The sequence below is a fragment of the Streptomyces sp. NPDC046335 genome (assembly GCF_055587985.1).
Map to the genome: position 1 here is coordinate 407938 of NZ_JBVJFF010000006.1, position 13928 is coordinate 421865.

General features: G+C 69.2%; 20 protein-coding genes. 9 read left to right on the plus strand and 11 right to left on the minus strand.

Going from position 1 to position 13928, the window contains the following annotated elements; translation table 11 throughout:
* Window positions 1–22 precede the first annotated feature (22 nt).
* Window positions 23–2494, plus strand: a complete 2472-nt coding sequence (lnt, locus tag ACZ6JY_RS17345) for an apolipoprotein N-acyltransferase (RefSeq protein WP_469196823.1) — start codon at window positions 23–25, stop codon at window positions 2492–2494.
* Here the strand turns inward: lnt and ACZ6JY_RS17350 are convergent.
* The gene (locus ACZ6JY_RS17350) at window positions 2418–3323 is read right to left on the minus strand and encodes a Gfo/Idh/MocA family protein (protein WP_469196966.1); all 906 of its coding nucleotides are present in this window, start codon (window positions 3321–3323) and stop codon (window positions 2418–2420) included. The genes lnt and ACZ6JY_RS17350 overlap by 77 nt on opposite strands.
* 532 nt (window positions 3324–3855) lie before the next feature.
* Here ACZ6JY_RS17350 and ACZ6JY_RS17355 point away from each other — a divergent pair.
* A complete protein-coding gene (locus tag ACZ6JY_RS17355) occupies window positions 3856–4470 on the plus strand; it encodes a GntR family transcriptional regulator (protein WP_469196824.1) in 615 nt (204 codons plus the stop codon).
* Window positions 4471–4784: 314 nt separating this feature from the next.
* Here ACZ6JY_RS17355 and ACZ6JY_RS17360 read toward each other — a convergent pair whose 3' ends face one another.
* Together ACZ6JY_RS17360 and ACZ6JY_RS17365 are read right to left on the minus strand one after the other, a co-directional pair.
* Complete coding sequence (locus ACZ6JY_RS17360) at window positions 4785–4976, minus strand: hypothetical protein (RefSeq protein ID WP_469196825.1); 192 nt, start codon at window positions 4974–4976, stop codon at window positions 4785–4787.
* Entirely contained in the window at window positions 4973–5218 is a 246-nt protein-coding gene (locus ACZ6JY_RS17365) for a hypothetical protein (RefSeq protein WP_469196826.1), read from the minus strand. The genes ACZ6JY_RS17360 and ACZ6JY_RS17365 overlap by 4 nt, the downstream gene beginning before the upstream one ends.
* Window positions 5219–5285: 67 nt before the next feature.
* Here ACZ6JY_RS17365 and ACZ6JY_RS17370 point away from each other — a divergent pair, with 67 nt between their 5' ends.
* The 7 genes from ACZ6JY_RS17370 (at window position 5286) to ACZ6JY_RS17400 (ending at window position 9555) form a co-directional block, all read left to right on the plus strand.
* Entirely contained in the window at window positions 5286–5732 is a 447-nt protein-coding gene (locus ACZ6JY_RS17370) for a hypothetical protein (protein ID WP_469196827.1), read from the plus strand.
* A gap of 26 nt (window positions 5733–5758) precedes the next feature.
* Window positions 5759–7093, plus strand: a complete 1335-nt coding sequence (locus tag ACZ6JY_RS17375) for a hypothetical protein (protein ID WP_469196828.1) — start codon at window positions 5759–5761, stop codon at window positions 7091–7093.
* Window positions 7094–7156: 63 nt separating this feature from the next.
* A complete protein-coding gene (locus ACZ6JY_RS17380) occupies window positions 7157–7351 on the plus strand; it encodes a hypothetical protein (protein ID WP_469196829.1) in 195 nt (64 codons plus the stop codon).
* Window positions 7352–7401: 50 nt separating this feature from the next.
* A complete protein-coding gene (locus tag ACZ6JY_RS17385) occupies window positions 7402–7581 on the plus strand; it encodes a hypothetical protein (RefSeq protein ID WP_469196830.1) in 180 nt (59 codons plus the stop codon).
* Window positions 7582–7805: 224 nt separating this feature from the next.
* A complete protein-coding gene (locus ACZ6JY_RS17390; protein ID WP_469196831.1) occupies window positions 7806–8147 on the plus strand; it encodes a DUF6233 domain-containing protein in 342 nt (113 codons plus the stop codon).
* A 41-nt stretch (window positions 8148–8188) separates the two neighbouring features.
* Window positions 8189–8404 carry a hypothetical protein gene (locus ACZ6JY_RS17395; protein ID WP_469196832.1) on the plus strand — a complete coding sequence of 72 codons (216 nt, stop codon included), beginning with the start codon at window positions 8189–8191 and terminating at the stop codon, window positions 8402–8404.
* A complete protein-coding gene (locus ACZ6JY_RS17400) occupies window positions 8392–9555 on the plus strand; it encodes an ATP-dependent DNA ligase (protein ID WP_469196833.1) in 1164 nt (387 codons plus the stop codon). Before ACZ6JY_RS17395 ends, ACZ6JY_RS17400 begins: the two co-directional genes overlap by 13 nt.
* Before the next feature lie 130 nt (window positions 9556–9685).
* Here the strand turns inward: ACZ6JY_RS17400 and ACZ6JY_RS17405 are convergent, their stop codons facing one another.
* The 8 genes from ACZ6JY_RS17405 to ACZ6JY_RS17440 all read right to left on the minus strand — a co-directional run bounded on the left by ACZ6JY_RS17405 (window position 9686) and on the right by ACZ6JY_RS17440 (window position 13892).
* Complete coding sequence (locus ACZ6JY_RS17405) at window positions 9686–10093, minus strand: hypothetical protein (RefSeq protein ID WP_469196834.1); 408 nt, start codon at window positions 10091–10093, stop codon at window positions 9686–9688.
* 9 nt (window positions 10094–10102) lie between these two features.
* Window positions 10103–10663 carry a phage tail tube protein gene (locus ACZ6JY_RS17410; RefSeq protein WP_469196835.1) on the minus strand — a complete coding sequence of 187 codons (561 nt, stop codon included), beginning with the start codon at window positions 10661–10663 and terminating at the stop codon, window positions 10103–10105.
* A gap of 176 nt (window positions 10664–10839) precedes the next feature.
* Entirely contained in the window at window positions 10840–11292 is a 453-nt protein-coding gene (locus tag ACZ6JY_RS17415) for a hypothetical protein (protein ID WP_469196836.1), read from the minus strand.
* Window positions 11292–11666: an HK97 gp10 family phage protein gene (locus ACZ6JY_RS17420; protein ID WP_469196837.1), complete on the minus strand. Its 375-nt coding sequence runs from the start codon at window positions 11664–11666 to the stop codon at window positions 11292–11294. The genes ACZ6JY_RS17415 and ACZ6JY_RS17420 overlap by 1 nt, the downstream gene beginning before the upstream one ends.
* Window positions 11667–11759: 93 nt before the next feature.
* The gene (locus ACZ6JY_RS17425) at window positions 11760–12095 is read right to left on the minus strand and encodes a hypothetical protein (protein WP_469196838.1); all 336 of its coding nucleotides are present in this window, start codon (window positions 12093–12095) and stop codon (window positions 11760–11762) included.
* Entirely contained in the window at window positions 12092–12535 is a 444-nt protein-coding gene (locus tag ACZ6JY_RS17430) for a hypothetical protein (protein ID WP_469196839.1), read from the minus strand. The genes ACZ6JY_RS17425 and ACZ6JY_RS17430 overlap by 4 nt, the downstream gene beginning before the upstream one ends.
* Entirely contained in the window at window positions 12535–12918 is a 384-nt protein-coding gene (locus ACZ6JY_RS17435; protein ID WP_469196840.1) for a hypothetical protein, read from the minus strand. The genes ACZ6JY_RS17430 and ACZ6JY_RS17435 overlap by 1 nt, the downstream gene beginning before the upstream one ends.
* Window positions 12919–12986: 68 nt before the next feature.
* Entirely contained in the window at window positions 12987–13892 is a 906-nt protein-coding gene (locus tag ACZ6JY_RS17440; RefSeq protein ID WP_469196841.1) for a phage major capsid protein, read from the minus strand.
* Window positions 13893–13928 lie beyond the last annotated feature (36 nt).

Consider the following 13928-nt stretch of genomic DNA (forward strand, 5'->3'; position numbering starts at 1 on the left):
GCGGGATCGAGGGAGGCGCTGCATGGATCTGTTCGGCGACGGCGATCGGTGGCACCGGCGGGGCCGATGGGACCGGACCCGGACTCTTGCCCAGTGGGACCGGTTCCGGACTTTCGCCCGGCCGGAGCGGTTCCAGGCTTTCGCCCGGCGGGGCCGGTTCCAGGCTTTTGCCCGGGGAATTCCGGCTGCCTCGGGCCGGTGGCGTGGCGGCCTGGCCGTCCTGACCGGCGCGCTCCCTGCCCTCGCCTTCCCCGCGCCGTCGCTGTGGTGGTTCGCGTACGTGGCGCTGGTCCCCTGGATACTGCTGACCCGCACGGCGCCCACCGCCCGGCGGGCCATGCTGGACGGCTGGCTCGGCGGCCTGGGCTTCATGGTGGCCGTACACCACTGGCTGCTGCCGAGCCTGCATGTCTTCACGGTGGTCATAGCGGCGCTGCTGGGCCTGCTGTGGGCGCCGTGGGGCTGGCTGGTCCGTCGCCTGCTCGGCGGCGCGCCGTCCCCGGGTCGGTCCACGGCATCCCTGGTGGTCCTGCCCTCGGGCTGGCTGATGGTCGAACTGACGCGGTCGTGGGAGAACCTGGGCGGTCCCTGGGGTCTGCTGGGCTCCAGCCAGTGGCAGGTGCCGTCGGCGCTGCGGCTCGCGTCAGTGGGCGGAGTGTGGCTGGTCAGCGCGCTGGTCGTGGTGGTGAACGTGGCCGTGACGCTGCTGGTGCTGGCCCTGGCGGGGCGGGTGGCATCGCGTAGGGAGGCACGCAGGGGGGCGAGTGGGGCGGCTTCGCGCATGGAGACCTCGGGGCAGGACACCACGGCGCCGGGCAGGCCGACCTCGCCCGATGCGACTACGGGCACCCCGACACCGGGGGCCATGAGCATCACGACACCAAGGTCGTCCACGGGCAGCATCGCGGCATCGAGGCCCACGGGTATGGCGATACCCAAGCCCACGAACGCCTCGGCACCAGGCCCCACGGACGCCTCGGCACCAGACCCCACGGGCATCGCAGCACCCGATCCCACGGACGCCTCAGCGCCAGGCCCCACGGGCATCGCAGCACCACGGCTCCCGGACAGCATCCCGACACCGAGGGCCACGGACCCCGCGATACCCGAGCCCCCGTGCCCCGCGACACCAGGGCCCACGGACCGCGCGACACCCGAGCACATGGACCCCGCGACACCAGAGCCCGCGGGCATCGCGGCACCACAGTCCCCGGACAGCATCCCGACGCCAAGGTCCACGGCCATCGTGGCACCCGAGCCCACAGACGCCGCGGCACCAGCACCCACAGGCCCCGCGACACCCAAGCCCACAAACCCCGCAGCACCAGCACCCACAGGCCCCGCGACACCCAAGCCCACAAACCCCGCAGCACCAGCACCCACAGGCCCCGCGACACCCAAGCCCACCGCCCCCACGCCACCAGCCGCCGCCAGGCAAGCACCCGCACCCCGTACAGCCGCACGCCCCGCCGCCACCGCCGCCGCCACCGCTCTCCCCGCCTTCGCCGGAATCCTCGCCGTGGCCGCCTTCGCCGTGGCTGCGTCGGTCTGGGCTCCGCGTCCCGAGGCCGCCGGGGAGGTCCGGGTCGCCGTCGTGCAGCCCGGTGTCATGAACGGTGTCTCGGGGGCTGAGAAGCGGCTCGACCGGCAGGAGGCGTTGACTCGGGACCTGGCGGAGGAGGACCCGGACCTCGTGGTGTGGGGCGAGAGCAGCGTCGGATTCGACCTCGCCGACCGGCCCGACGTGGCGCGTCGCCTCGCCGCGCTGTCCCGCGAGGTGGACGCCGACCTGCTGGTCAACGTCGACGCCCGCCGCTCCGACCGCCCCGGCATCTTCAAGAGCTCCGTCCTGGTGGGCCCGGAAGGCCCGACAGGGGACCGCTACGACAAGATGCGGCTCGTGCCGTTCGGCGAGTACATACCGGCGCGTTCCCTGCTCGGCTGGGCCACCTCCGTCGGCAAGGCCGCCGGTGAGGACCGCAGGCGCGGTGACCGCCAGGTCCTGATGGACGCGGGCCCCGGCCTGCGCGTCGGGCCACTGGTCTGCTTCGAGTCGGCGTTCCCCGACATGAGCCGCCAACTGACCCGCGACGGGGCACAGTTGCTGCTGGCCCAGTCCGCCACCTCGTCGTTCCAGTCCAGTTGGGCCCCCGAGCAGCACGCCTCGCTCGCCGCGGTACGCGCCGCCGAGACGGGCCGCCCGATGGTGCACGCCACGCTCACCGGTGTCTCGGCGGTCTACGGCCCCGACGGCTCCCGCGCGGGCGCCCCCCTCGGCACCTCGGCGAGCACCGCCAAGGTCTACGACGTGCCGCTGGCCGAGGGCACGACGGCGTACGTCAAGTGGGGCGACTGGCCCGTGCACGGGGCGCTCGTGGTGATCACCGTCCTGTGCGCGGCCGAGGGCGCCCGGTCGCTCAGGCGCCCTGCTCCTGAGCCGCACGGACCACGCGCTCGCACAGTTCATGGGTCGCCAGCGCATCACGGGCACTGAGGACCTTGCCCGCCCGCACGGCGTCGAGGAAGGCGATGACGACCTGCTCAATGCCCCGCTGACGGGCCACCGGCACCCAGTCGCCACGCCGCCGCACGCTGGGCTGGCCCTTGTGGTCGATGACGTCGGCGAGGTTCACGACCTGCCGCTTCGTGTCCTGCCCCGAGACCTCGAGGATCTCCTCGGCAGAACCGCTCAGCCGGTTCATCACCCCGAGCGCGGTGAAACCGTCGCCCGCGAGCTGTAGCACCACATGCTCCATGAGACCGTCCACGACCCGGGCGCGCACACCCACGTGGTCGATCTCCCCCGGCGCCAGGAAGCGCAAGGTGTCCACGACGTGGATGAAGTCGTCGAGTACGAGCGTGCGCGGGTCCTCCGGCAGGCCGACGCGGTTCTTCTGCATCAGGATCAGCTCGCGCGGATGCTCGACGCACTGGGCGTAACCGGGCGCGTAACGGCGGTTGAAGCCGACGGCGAGGCTCACGCCACGGTCCTCGGCCAGCCGCACGAGGCGGGCCGATTCGTCGAGTTCGTACGCTATGGGCTTGTCGACGTACGTCGCGACGCCCGCTTCGAGCAGCCGGCCGACGATCTCCGGATGCACGGCGGTCGGCGCGTGCACGAACGCGGCGTCGAGGCCCTGGTCGAGCAGCGAGTCGAGGTCGGTGTGGCAGCGGGCGTCGGGGATGTGGTGGACGCCCGCGACCCGGGCGAGCGTCGCCGGCGTGCGCGTCTGCAGGTGCAGCTCGACCCCGGGCCGGGTGGTGAGGACGGGCAGATACGCCTTCTGCGCGATGTCACCGAGTCCGATGCAGCCGATCTTCAGGCCTTGATGTTCGCTGGTCGTCATCGTCCTGACCTCGCCATTCGTCACTCCGGTTGGGCTCTAGTTGGTCCTGATTATGCTCTGGTTGGCTGCTTCGGTTCCCATTCGTTTCCCACCCGAGCGCTCCGCTTCCGGAAAGACCTTCCGTGCGGGCAGTGGGCCTAGTAAACACGCAGAACCGGAGCCGGACCCTGTGCACCCTTGGAGGCGTTGTCAGGTCCGGCTCCGGCCGTTAGGGCCAACGAGAGACGTCCGCCTGCAGCACGGAAACCAGGTCACTCGTTCGGATTGATGCATGTCGACGGTGATCGTCGATCGGAGCCGTCGTCGAACCCGTTGATGGGGTACGACGGGCCGACGGCGGCCCCTTCAGGGCCGTTGGTACCTGAACCCGTAGCCCTGAAGCTCTCTGTGCAGTTGCTCCTGGCATAAGCCGAACAGCCGTAAGCCCTCTGGATATATCCAGTCAGGGCCCGGCTTCATAACTTCGGACCTCACGTCATGATCACCGTGATCGACGCCAGGGGACCGGATGCCAGTCGCGCGCTACCGCCGCATCGCTGACGACATCCGTCGCCGCATCAACGCCGGCGAATGGCGACCGGGCCAAGCGCTCCCCTCCCGCGCGGCTCTAGCCGCCGCGTATGGCGTCCATGAACAGACGATGCGTCTCGCCTACGACCTCCTCCGAAGGACTGGAGTCCTTGAAGGGGAGGAGCGCAAGCGTGTTGTTGTGGCGCATCCTCCTGCCGTGCGCACTCTTACGGACATCGATGCCGCATGGCCTTACTCCTGCGAGACCACCGATACGCGCCCGCGTTTCGCCACGAAGGAACTGGCCGAGCGGCTGGGTGTCACTGTGCGGACACTGCTCCACCACGAGTCCATGGAGTGCCTGGATCCCGGTGGGCGGTCGGGGATGCTCGCCAGCACCTGGTGGTGCGGGCAGCGCCGCTCCCATGCGGCGTTCGCGGCCGAGCTCGACACGGTGCGCCTCGGGCCGGAACAGGCTCACGCTTTGGGTCTCTTGGTGGACACGCTGGCCTTCCGCGTAATTCGGACCCGGCTCGATGTACACGGCACCCCCGTAGAGACCTCGGATCTGATCCTGCCTATGGACAGGTGGCGGATCCGCTTGCAGGGCTGACTGGATGCCTCGCGGGGTCTGGGCAGGGCACTCAGGGCTTGACTAGTAATTGACTATCTAAATGCATATTTGAGCCATGCGGAACCCTGTTGCACTGCACATCTACGCGTTCTGTTCGCACCCCGTGCGAACTGATCACCCACCGTAGAACCGCTGGCCAGAGCCATGAACGCTACGTGTGCGCATGGTCACCTTCGCGATCCGCAGGCGGGCAAACCAGGTGCACACACCGTCCCGCACGCAGGCTGGCTGTGAATGTCGTGGCTCGTATACGGCTAATCCCGCAGGATCGCGGTGATGGCGGCGGGCGCAGATCACCGTTGCCGCCGCGCTTCGCGTACAGCCGCGCGCAGCTCATTCCCGCGCGGGCACCGCCCCTCGTTGCATGCGATGCAGCCCTTCAGGGCATCGCGGCTCGGCGCGAGGTGGTCGAGCAGGGCCCGGTACGCGACGTCTTCAGCGCTGTCGGCGACCGGGTTGCCATGGTTCGGGCTTGGGCCGGTCATGGCGCGGCTCCGACGGCGAGGAGGCGGGCGATGCGTTCGGCGCAGGCGTGCTCGTCGCCTTGCTCGCCGATCTCGTAGTCGAAGCTGGTGACGTACCGGCCTCCGGCGAGGGTGATCTCCTCGCCGAGGCGCGAGTTGAGGGGGTTGGATACATGGAGGCGGAGCTCGGGGTCGCAGGCCGCTACGTGAAGGCCACGATGCTCGAGGTGTTTGCCGAGGCGGTGCAGGTCGTCGATGTCCACGCCTTGACGATCTCAATGCCGCTGGTGGGGGCGGGATATGACAACCTATGACAGGGAGTTGATGTTGATGCGGACGGTGGCTATCACAGGCACGCGCAGCACCGGGCATCGCAGCCTCGACGAGTACGCCCGGCTGTTCGCCGACTACCTGGGCCCGTTCGCCGACAGCCACTTCTACATTGGCGGGGCGAAGGGTATCGACAGCATGTCCCTGCTCTGGCTCGCGGGGAACACGGCCGCGCAGATCACCGTCGTCGTACCTGGCACGGTCGACCAGCAGCCTGCCGAGGCGCGGCAGGCCATCGCGCGGACCCGGGACCGCATCAGGGAGATCGTCGAGTTGAGGGCGCCGGAGCTGCGGTCGCCCGCCTACCATGCCCGCAACCGGTGGATGGTCGACCGCAGCGGCATGACGATCGGCTTCCCGCACGGCGGTGAACCCTTGTCGGGGACGTGGCAGACCCTCACCTACACATCCGATATGGGGAAACCCCGGCTGATCGTGCCCGTGTAGACGGCATCTGCGCCACCATGACCGGTATGGACGACAGAGCGGCAGGAGCTGCCGTATTGAAGCGGCTGAGACACCGCCGCGGCCTGTCCCTGTCCGACGTGGCCCGCGCGCTCCACCAATACGCCGCGGAGCTCCACCAACCGCACCTGCCTGCGGTCGCATCCGTTCAGCGCTCGGTGGCCCGCTGGGAGTCGGCCAGGCCGACGATGCCGGACGAGCGCTACCAGCTGCTCCTCGCCCACCTGTACGCACACACGCCCGCCGGTGACCTGTCCCTCGGTGCGGGCTCCGACGTCGCGGAGTTCCTGGCAGCGCTGCGCCTGTTCGGGGAGAGCGAGCGGCGGATTGCGGAGTTGCGGTCGCTGCTGGTTCGATCCGTGACGGACGCCGGCGGCAGCATGCTCGCCTTCATGGCGCCCGGTGCGCAGTCGGGTCTCGCCGCGGCGCTCGCCGATCCGTCCCGGACTGATGAGAACGTCGTGGCCGGGCTGGTGTCGGTCGTCTCCGACGTGAACGCCGAAGTGGGAACCTTGCCATTCGTGCGGCTGCAGTTGATGTTGGCGCCTGCGGTGGAGGCGTGCCGTCGCCTGCTTGCGGGTCCGGTGCCGGACCCGCTCCAGTCCGGCCTGCGGGAAGCCGCGGTCTCGGCGTCCGCGCTTGCGGGCAGGCTGGCGTTCGAGACCCGTGATGATGCCGCTTCGCGCGCCCTGTATGCGGAGGCCAGCCGGGAGGCTGCCCTGCTGGAGGATCCGTGGCGGCGGGCCGGTGTCCACATGAGTCACGCCCTGGTCACTCTGTACTCGGTGCAGGGTCTGGAGTCTGCGCGGCTGCTGGTGGATGAGGCGGTGCGTGCGGCCCGGTCGGGTGACAGTCCGCTGGTGCGGGCGCGTGCGCATGCGTTGCAGGCGGAGATCGCGGCGCGGGCAGGGCAGGAGCGGCAGTCGCAGGCCGCATTGGGTCTGGCCTGGTACGACCTGGAAGCCGCGCACGTCGGGGATCCGGCGGCCACGTCGTTCTCGCCCGGTCATCTTCGCGGCTTCGAGGGTGTGTGTGAGCTGTACGTCGGCGATCCTGCGGCGGCGCATGACCGGTTCGCCCGGTCGGCGGAGGCGTTGTCGGCGCCGCGGGAGCAGGTGCAGCGGGCGATCGTCACGACGGATCAGGCGCTGGCACGGATTCGGCTCGGTGAGCCGCGGGAGGCTGCCAGCCTGCTGCATGAGTGTGTGGGGGCGGCGTCTGCGACGGGTGGTCGGGTGCCTGCGATCCGGCTGCGGAGGGCCCGGCAGGAGTTGCGGCCGTGGCGGCGCGAGGACTGGGTCGCCGATCTCGACGATCACTTGATGGACGCTCTCGGCGCATGATCGCCATATGCCGTTTACACCGCACTCTGTGGTCTGTCAGACCCGGCACCTAGACTATGGTCCATGATCCCCACTCCGCCGGTGTGTGGTTCCGCGCGGTCTGCCGCGGTGGTGAACGACGAGATCCGGGAGCTCCTCGCCGAGACGGGCGGCTGGCTGTACGGCCAGACGCGGGCCCGGTACGAGGTGCTCGTCGCGGAGTGGACGGCAGTATCGCGGGCGGAGGCGGTGCGGGGGCGCATCGTTGAGGCGGCGTGAGCGGCTCGACGTATCCTGTTGAATCCCGAACAGAACAGGATTCTGCCGCGATGAGCACGCCCACACCTGAGGTCACCTACGAACCCCCGATCCAGGGAGCAGGGCCGTGCGCCACCGCACAGTGCGAGCGGCAGGCCCAGAAGTACGGCAACGCGACCTCCGGGCGGCCATCCTCCCCGCTGTGCAACGTATGCCTGGCCAAGGTCCAGCGGAACGGGGCAGGCTCCTAGCCGGTGGTCGACGCGGCTTGATCACTTTGCGGACACCGCAGAGTGACGTCCTGACCTGCGAAGCAGGGGTATCTGGCCCACAACGGCCGAGCACCCCGCCCCCTGCATCAGAGGGGCGGGGCGGCAACGCTGCAGCCACAGCGCGGATAGATGACCCCAGGCTAGCGGCGGGCACTGACAACAGTGGTGAACATGCGGCCTCCCGCCGTCGTAGACTCGAACACATGTCCGATCTGCCGCAGCCGTCGCGCCTGGAGAAGCTCCGCATCGTCGAGGGCTTCCTCCGTCACCAGCTCGGCCAGGTCGAGAAGTGGATCGCCGAGGAGCAGCAGCGGCAGGCAGAGAAGGTCCGCGGCGAGCAGGCCCGACCGCCGGCCCCGGAGTGGATCGTCGAGCTCGGGATCGGGCAGGGCAGCCCGCCCGCCGAGATTCACCGCGGGGACTGCCACGCCGCGGGGAAGCGCCGGCGCCCGATCACGCGGGACGAGGCGCGGTGGGAGCTGGCGCGCGGTATCCGGGCGTGTATGCACTGCCGCCCCGACACCGCGCTCGGCGTCCTGGAGTAGCCCGGCGTGCGCCCAGCCCAGTGCACCGTCACGCTGGCAGCATGGCGTCCAGCATGCCCGTAGTGATCTACCCGCCCGATGAGGACGGCAGCCGCCGCGTCCGTATCGACGGCACGATCCTCGGACGCGCCTACAGCGTGCAGGACATCGTCCGCTTCATGCAGGAAGCGGGCTTGCAGTCCTTCGACGAGGTCGACGTCGTCCGCTCCGCGCTCATCGAATGGCGGGGCGGCGGACCCGACGTGTGGACGCCCTGACCGTGGAGTACCCGGTCGTGGTTGCCCTCGCCGAGCGCGTGGATACGCTGCCCGTCGGCGACGGCTGGTGGTACGAGCCCAAATTTGACGGGGACAGGGGCGTCCTGTGGCGCCGGGACACGGTGCGCGTGCAGACCCGGTCCGGGCGCGATGCCACCGAGCAGTGGTACGACCTCGCCGCCGCAGGCATGGACCTGCCGCCGGACACAGTCCTCGACGGAGAGACCGTGATCTGGCGGGACGGAAGAATGGACTTCGGTGCGGTCCGCTCCCGTGCCTCCGCCCGCGGCCGACGCCTCGCCGACCTGGTCAGCCGCTACCCAGCCAGCTTCGCGGCGTTCGACTGCCTCATGCTCGCCGGCGTCGACCTCCGCGACAGGCCCTATCTGGAGCGGCGTGCTGCGCTCCTCGATGTGCTCGCCGGGCAGCCGCCGCCCATCCAAGCCGTGCCCGCCACCGACGACCCGGACGTGGCCCGCGCCTGGATCGAGCAGCTCGCCGGGCAGGGCATCGAAGGCGTCGTCGCGAAGCGCGCCGAGTCGCCGTACCGGGCGGGGCGAACCCCGGCGTGGCGGAAGCTGCGGCACAGTGAGACGGTCGACGCGCAGGTCGTCGGCTACACCGGGTCTGCCGGGCGGCCCACGAAGCTGGTCGTGCGGCTGCCGGACGGACGGCGGATGCTGTCGCGGGCCCTCATCGCAGCGGTCAGCCGTGACGTGGCCCGGCACCTCGCCGATACGGAACCTGGGCGGCAGGCACGTACCAATGACGGGGAGCAGTACACCACCGCCGCAGGCCCGGTTGTCGAAGTCGCCGCCGGAACCACCCGGCACGCCACCGTCACCGTGGCGCGGGTGCGTAGCTGGTTGAGTGCGGTGCCTGCTGTGGTGGCGGCGGGGCCGATGTCGCGTAGCGCGGAGACGACGCGGTTGATGTCGCGGACGGCGTCGCCGGTCTTGGCTTCGACTTCGACATGGCCGGACGCGACGAGGAAGGACATCGGTTCCTACACCTCCACGCGTTCGATCAGGCCGGGGATCAGCAGGTTCATTGCGTCGACGGACACCTCCTGGGGGGCGTCCGTGTCGGCAGGTGCGGCTGCCTGTGCGGGCTGTTCGGCGGCTGCGGCGGCGGCCACAGCGCCCTCGTAGAGGGGAAGGCGGTTGGCTAGGGCGAGGAAGCGTTTGGCGCCGACAACGGTGGTGTCGAGGTCGATGCCGTAGGTGGCGAGGAAGTCGGCGTCGACGTCCTCTTCGTGGTCGAGGATCCAGCTGTGTGCGGTCAGCTGGTCGACGAGTCGGCAGAGGCTTTTCCCGCCGTGTTCGGTTCGTCCTTGACCTTCTTGAAGAACAGGTTGTTGATCAGGCTGCCGACTTGATCGAACTGCTCGGGTGTGAGCTTGCGCTGTTCGTACAGGGCGACGAGCCGAGCAAACTGGTCAGCGCCGAGGACGAGTTCTTGCAGGTACATGGCGCCGAAGACGACGCCCTCGGTGCGGAGTTTGTTCATGGCGAGGTAGGTGATCCGCTCGTCGAGGATGTTTGGGACGGTGAACTCCTCGCCGTCCACGGTGAACAGCGGCTCACGAACCTCTTCAGGCGGGGGGCTGTCGCTGGTGGTGAAGGCGGGGATACTGCCCTCTTCGGCGGGCACCGGAGCGGTGCGGGTCTTGGGCGCTCGGGTGGTCACGGGTGGCTCCTAGGAGGTTTCGTCGATCAACTTGAAGGGGGCGATGACGGAGCTGACGTAGAAGCCCGACCACTTGACGGTGAACAGGGTTTGCGAGTCCTTCTTGTACGTGGACTCGACCTTGTCGCTGGACAGCACCTTGCGGATGATGAACCGCCTGCGGAGCTGGTTGGGGCTGAAGCCGTCGAGGATCGCGGCCCGGTAGGTGGGCTGTGTCGCGGAGCTGGCGTAGATCGGCTCGAAGGACTTGAAGCCCGCCCCGGATGCGGCGGTGCCGTCGTTGAGCAGGAACTTCAGGTTTTCCAGCGTCGGCTCGGCGAGGTTCGTCTCGACGGTGAAAAGGCGCTTGGTGAGGCGGGCACCAGCGACGTCGACGATCTGGTCGACTTCGAGGTCGGTGTATGTCTGGTCGATGGTGAGCTTCGCGCCGTCCTGCGTACCGCCCAGGTCCGTCCACGCAGAGGCGGCCGGCGTGGTGTTGACGACGGTGTCGAGGGGTTCGGTCGCGCCGAAGTCCGCGAGGTACAGCGTCCCCGGCCCCATGATCAGGTTGGTGGTGGTGACGGCCATGGCCTTACTCCTTACTCTTCACAACGGCAGGGGACTTGGCCGGTGCGGCGGCAGGAGGAACCGCAGGGACGTCCTCGAGGAGGAGGCCCTGGCGATACAGGTCGAGGTACTCGGCCTCGGAGACCTCAAGGACCACGTGCGGCTGGATGGTGGTGCGGACGGTCGGCATGGCGCTCCTAGAGGGTGATCCAGTGCAAGGCAAGGTCGGCCACATAGCGGGCGTAGGAGGCCTCGTCGCCGGGCATCCGGCGCGGCTCCGACATCAGGTGGGCGGTCATCACGCGGGCCTGCGGGTAGCCGGCGGGAAGGGTGAGGGTGCGCTGCATGCGCTCCTCGTCGTAGGTCGCGGCGACGACGAGTTCCATGAGCGAGGCGGCCTTGCCCCACGGGGGTTTGCCGGAGTTCGGATTGACTGCGTAGCAGTCGACTTGGATGACGGGCTCCCGCAGTGCGTAGTGCAGTTGCGGGCTGCCTCCGGCGACAGGGCAGACCTGCACGAACCCGTTGGCGGTCCAGGTGGAGACGTCAGTGGGGAGGGTCGTGGCGACCTGCCCCGCTTCCACCCCTGCGGCGCCCTGCAGCCACGCGACGGTGACGAGCTCGGAGTTCGCGCGCTGGATGACCGCCATCACAGAGCCCCCCGTCGCCGGTAGAGGGCAGGGCGGAGGAACGGCTGAGCCGGGGTGCCGGGGTGGTTGACGAACGCTACGGGGTGCGCTGCGCCCGGCCAGTGGAGGGCCTTCTTGTTGCGAGGCCGGATAATGTGCGGGCCGGACCCGAACTCGACCGTGCTCCAGTAGTCGACGTTGCGGACGCCGATACGGGCTGTGAGCCCGTTCACCTCGTGGTACGCGGAGGCGCGGAGCTTGCCGGTCTTGACTGCGGCCATCCGCTCGACATCGTTTTGGATCTGCCGAGCGAGCTTGCGGAGGTAGCGGGCGATCTCGACGGTGAGCTCTGCCGGCCAACGGCTGTTCACGTCGAGCCGGAACGTGACGCTCATGCCCTGCACCTCCTCTACGTCGGCGGGCTAATGCCGTGGCGGCGGGCCGTTTACGGGCCGTTGGTGCCGGTCGGGCGGTGGTCTATGTCGGAGCTACGCGGCTCGTCCTGTGCGTTTCAGGTCCACGCGCAGCGGCTGCGCGAGGACCGGGTTGGCGTTGCGGGTGACGGCGACGACGATGTAGATCTCGCTGGTCGTCTCGTCGAGGAGCCGCTTGGTCTCGTCGATGTCGGTGCCGGGCGGGAGGCGGCAGACGTGGGTGCGGACGATCCGGGGAAGGCCAGTGACCGGCTCGGAGGCCTGCCGTGAGGATTCGATCAGCGAGGCGGGGACCCCGGACTGCAGGGCGATGGAGCCGTCTGTCTCGTCGCCGAACGCGTCGGTGCTGGTGCCGCCGAGGATGCTGACGCGGGTGGTGGCAAGGTTCATGCGCCACCTGCCAGTGGCGTCCACTGCTGCTGCTCGTCGGCCGACTCGGCGAGGACGTTGCTGTAACGGCCGGCGCTCTCGAACGGCGACTGCACGTGGATGGTGCGGGAGCGCATCCACGAGCAGCGCTGCAGCGCCTGCTTGGCTTCCGGACCAAGCGACATGGCGCGCGGGTCGAGGCTGGCGACGATGCCGTCCTGCTGAACCTGGTTGGCGTCCATGCGCGTGTGCAGGTCGAACTGGCCGAGCATCCATGCGGCCTGGTAGGCGACGGCCATGCGCAGCCAGTACAGGTCGCGGGTGCGCATCCGGTCCGTGTCGGGGTAGATCCGGTTGGAGAACATTTCGATCGACGCCTGAGCCTGCGACAGCTGGACATCGCTCACCGTGGCGCCGGTGATGTCGGTGACCTGCTGCGGGGTGGCCCAGGCGTCGACCATCAGTCCTCGCTCTTGCTGCCGGTGAGCACGTCGCGCGGGGTGGTGGTCTCGCCCGGCTCGGTGTCGATGGACGACGGGACCGTCTCGACGCTGTAGGTGAGGGTCAGCGAGTGCCCGTCCGGGTGAGCTTCGGAGCCGTCGAAGCGAGCTTCGCCGCGCGGGTGGAGGCCGCGCTGGATCGCCTCGTTGGCTACTGCTGCAGCGTTCGCCTTGTGCGCGTCAGCCTCGTCACCGGCAGGCCAGGACTTGAGGACGACGAACTCCTTGACGTACCGCAGCCCTGCGGAGCCGTCGGCGGACCGCTCATCGACCTCGACTTCCGGCTCCCCCTCCTTAGCGGGGAACTGCTTGGCGCGGACGGCGGTCTTCTTCGGTGCTGCCATGGCTGCCTCCTTCCGGTGGCCCTGCTCCGTCCAGCCACAGGGGCGGTGCAGGGGTGGGGAGGTGGAGGTCAGCCGACGAGGATGGAAGCGCCGGCGGGGTGGCCGTAGGCCCATCCGCGGCGGGCGCGCATCTTCAGCAGCGATTCGTCTGTGAGCGCCGACGTGCCGTCGCGGCCGTCGATGAACACGGACTCGGGTCCGGAGCGGATACCGAGAAGCATGAGGTCGGTGGAGACGAACGCCATGATCGGGCGGCCGGTGGGCGCAGACGTGGCGGTGGCGTGGAGCCGGGCGCCGAGGGACCAGCGGATCGGCACACCGAAGATCGTGTCGGGTGTTCCGGCGAGACCTTCGATGAAGATCGGGTCGTCCTGGAGATCCTTGATGCCACGCATCGACTTCTTGAATGCCGGGTGCGCGACAGCGAGCATCGTGGCCGGGTCGTAGTAGTCGCCTGCTTCGACGTCGCCGATGGTGTCGGAGAAGTCGTCGTAGGTGACGCCTCCGGAAGCGGCCACGGTGATGTTGTCGGCGGCGGTGTAGCCGAGCGTCGCATCCGTCGTGTTGAGCAGGCTGTACAGCGACTGGAAGGGCACGCCCGCGCCGGGGACGGCGGTGACGCCCAAGCAGGCGTTGTCGAGGATCTTCGCGTAGGAGATGCCCCAGTCCTTCATCTTCACGGCGAGCGTGTTGGGGAGCGCGTCGTTGATGTCCTCTTCGGCGATGCGGACGACCTTGCCGAACTTCTTCGCCGTCAGGGTGACGTCGTCGTTGAGGGAGACGTCCTCGCCGTAGGCGCCGCCCTTGTCGATGACCTCGACGCCCATGCCTGCGGAGCGGGGGGCGTGGCGGGTGTCGGACGTCATGGGGAGGCGGTTGGCGACGGCCTCGACGACGGATGTCTGGGTGATCCGCTGGATGACTTCGGAGTCGTACTCTTCCGGGATCCAGGCTTCGAACGTATTTCGGGCCATTGTGCCCTCCTGCGGGCGGCGTGATGGGGGTGCTGG

What these genes read in the sequence shown, in the direction of transcription:
- lnt (WP_469196823.1), top strand. Translation starts at nt 23, where the DNA reads ATGGATCTGTTCGGCGACGGCGATCGGTGGCACCGGCGGGGCCGATGG.
- ACZ6JY_RS17355 (WP_469196824.1), top strand. Translation starts at nt 3,856, where the DNA reads ATGCCAGTCGCGCGCTACCGCCGCATCGCTGACGACATCCGTCGCCGC.
- ACZ6JY_RS17360 (WP_469196825.1), bottom strand. Translation starts at nt 4,976, where the DNA reads ATGACCGGCCCAAGCCCGAACCATGGCAACCCGGTCGCCGACAGCGCT.
- ACZ6JY_RS17370 (WP_469196827.1), top strand. Translation starts at nt 5,286, where the DNA reads ATGCGGACGGTGGCTATCACAGGCACGCGCAGCACCGGGCATCGCAGC.
- ACZ6JY_RS17375 (WP_469196828.1), top strand. Translation starts at nt 5,759, where the DNA reads ATGGACGACAGAGCGGCAGGAGCTGCCGTATTGAAGCGGCTGAGACAC.
- ACZ6JY_RS17380 (WP_469196829.1), top strand. Translation starts at nt 7,157, where the DNA reads ATGATCCCCACTCCGCCGGTGTGTGGTTCCGCGCGGTCTGCCGCGGTG.
- ACZ6JY_RS17385 (WP_469196830.1), top strand. Translation starts at nt 7,402, where the DNA reads ATGAGCACGCCCACACCTGAGGTCACCTACGAACCCCCGATCCAGGGA.
- ACZ6JY_RS17390 (WP_469196831.1), top strand. Translation starts at nt 7,806, where the DNA reads ATGTCCGATCTGCCGCAGCCGTCGCGCCTGGAGAAGCTCCGCATCGTC.
- ACZ6JY_RS17395 (WP_469196832.1), top strand. Translation starts at nt 8,189, where the DNA reads ATGGCGTCCAGCATGCCCGTAGTGATCTACCCGCCCGATGAGGACGGC.
- ACZ6JY_RS17410 (WP_469196835.1), bottom strand. Translation starts at nt 10,663, where the DNA reads ATGGCCGTCACCACCACCAACCTGATCATGGGGCCGGGGACGCTGTAC.
- ACZ6JY_RS17415 (WP_469196836.1), bottom strand. Translation starts at nt 11,292, where the DNA reads ATGGCGGTCATCCAGCGCGCGAACTCCGAGCTCGTCACCGTCGCGTGG.
- ACZ6JY_RS17420 (WP_469196837.1), bottom strand. Translation starts at nt 11,666, where the DNA reads ATGAGCGTCACGTTCCGGCTCGACGTGAACAGCCGTTGGCCGGCAGAG.
- ACZ6JY_RS17425 (WP_469196838.1), bottom strand. Translation starts at nt 12,095, where the DNA reads ATGAACCTTGCCACCACCCGCGTCAGCATCCTCGGCGGCACCAGCACC.
- ACZ6JY_RS17430 (WP_469196839.1), bottom strand. Translation starts at nt 12,535, where the DNA reads ATGGTCGACGCCTGGGCCACCCCGCAGCAGGTCACCGACATCACCGGC.
- ACZ6JY_RS17435 (WP_469196840.1), bottom strand. Translation starts at nt 12,918, where the DNA reads ATGGCAGCACCGAAGAAGACCGCCGTCCGCGCCAAGCAGTTCCCCGCT.
- ACZ6JY_RS17440 (WP_469196841.1), bottom strand. Translation starts at nt 13,892, where the DNA reads ATGGCCCGAAATACGTTCGAAGCCTGGATCCCGGAAGAGTACGACTCC.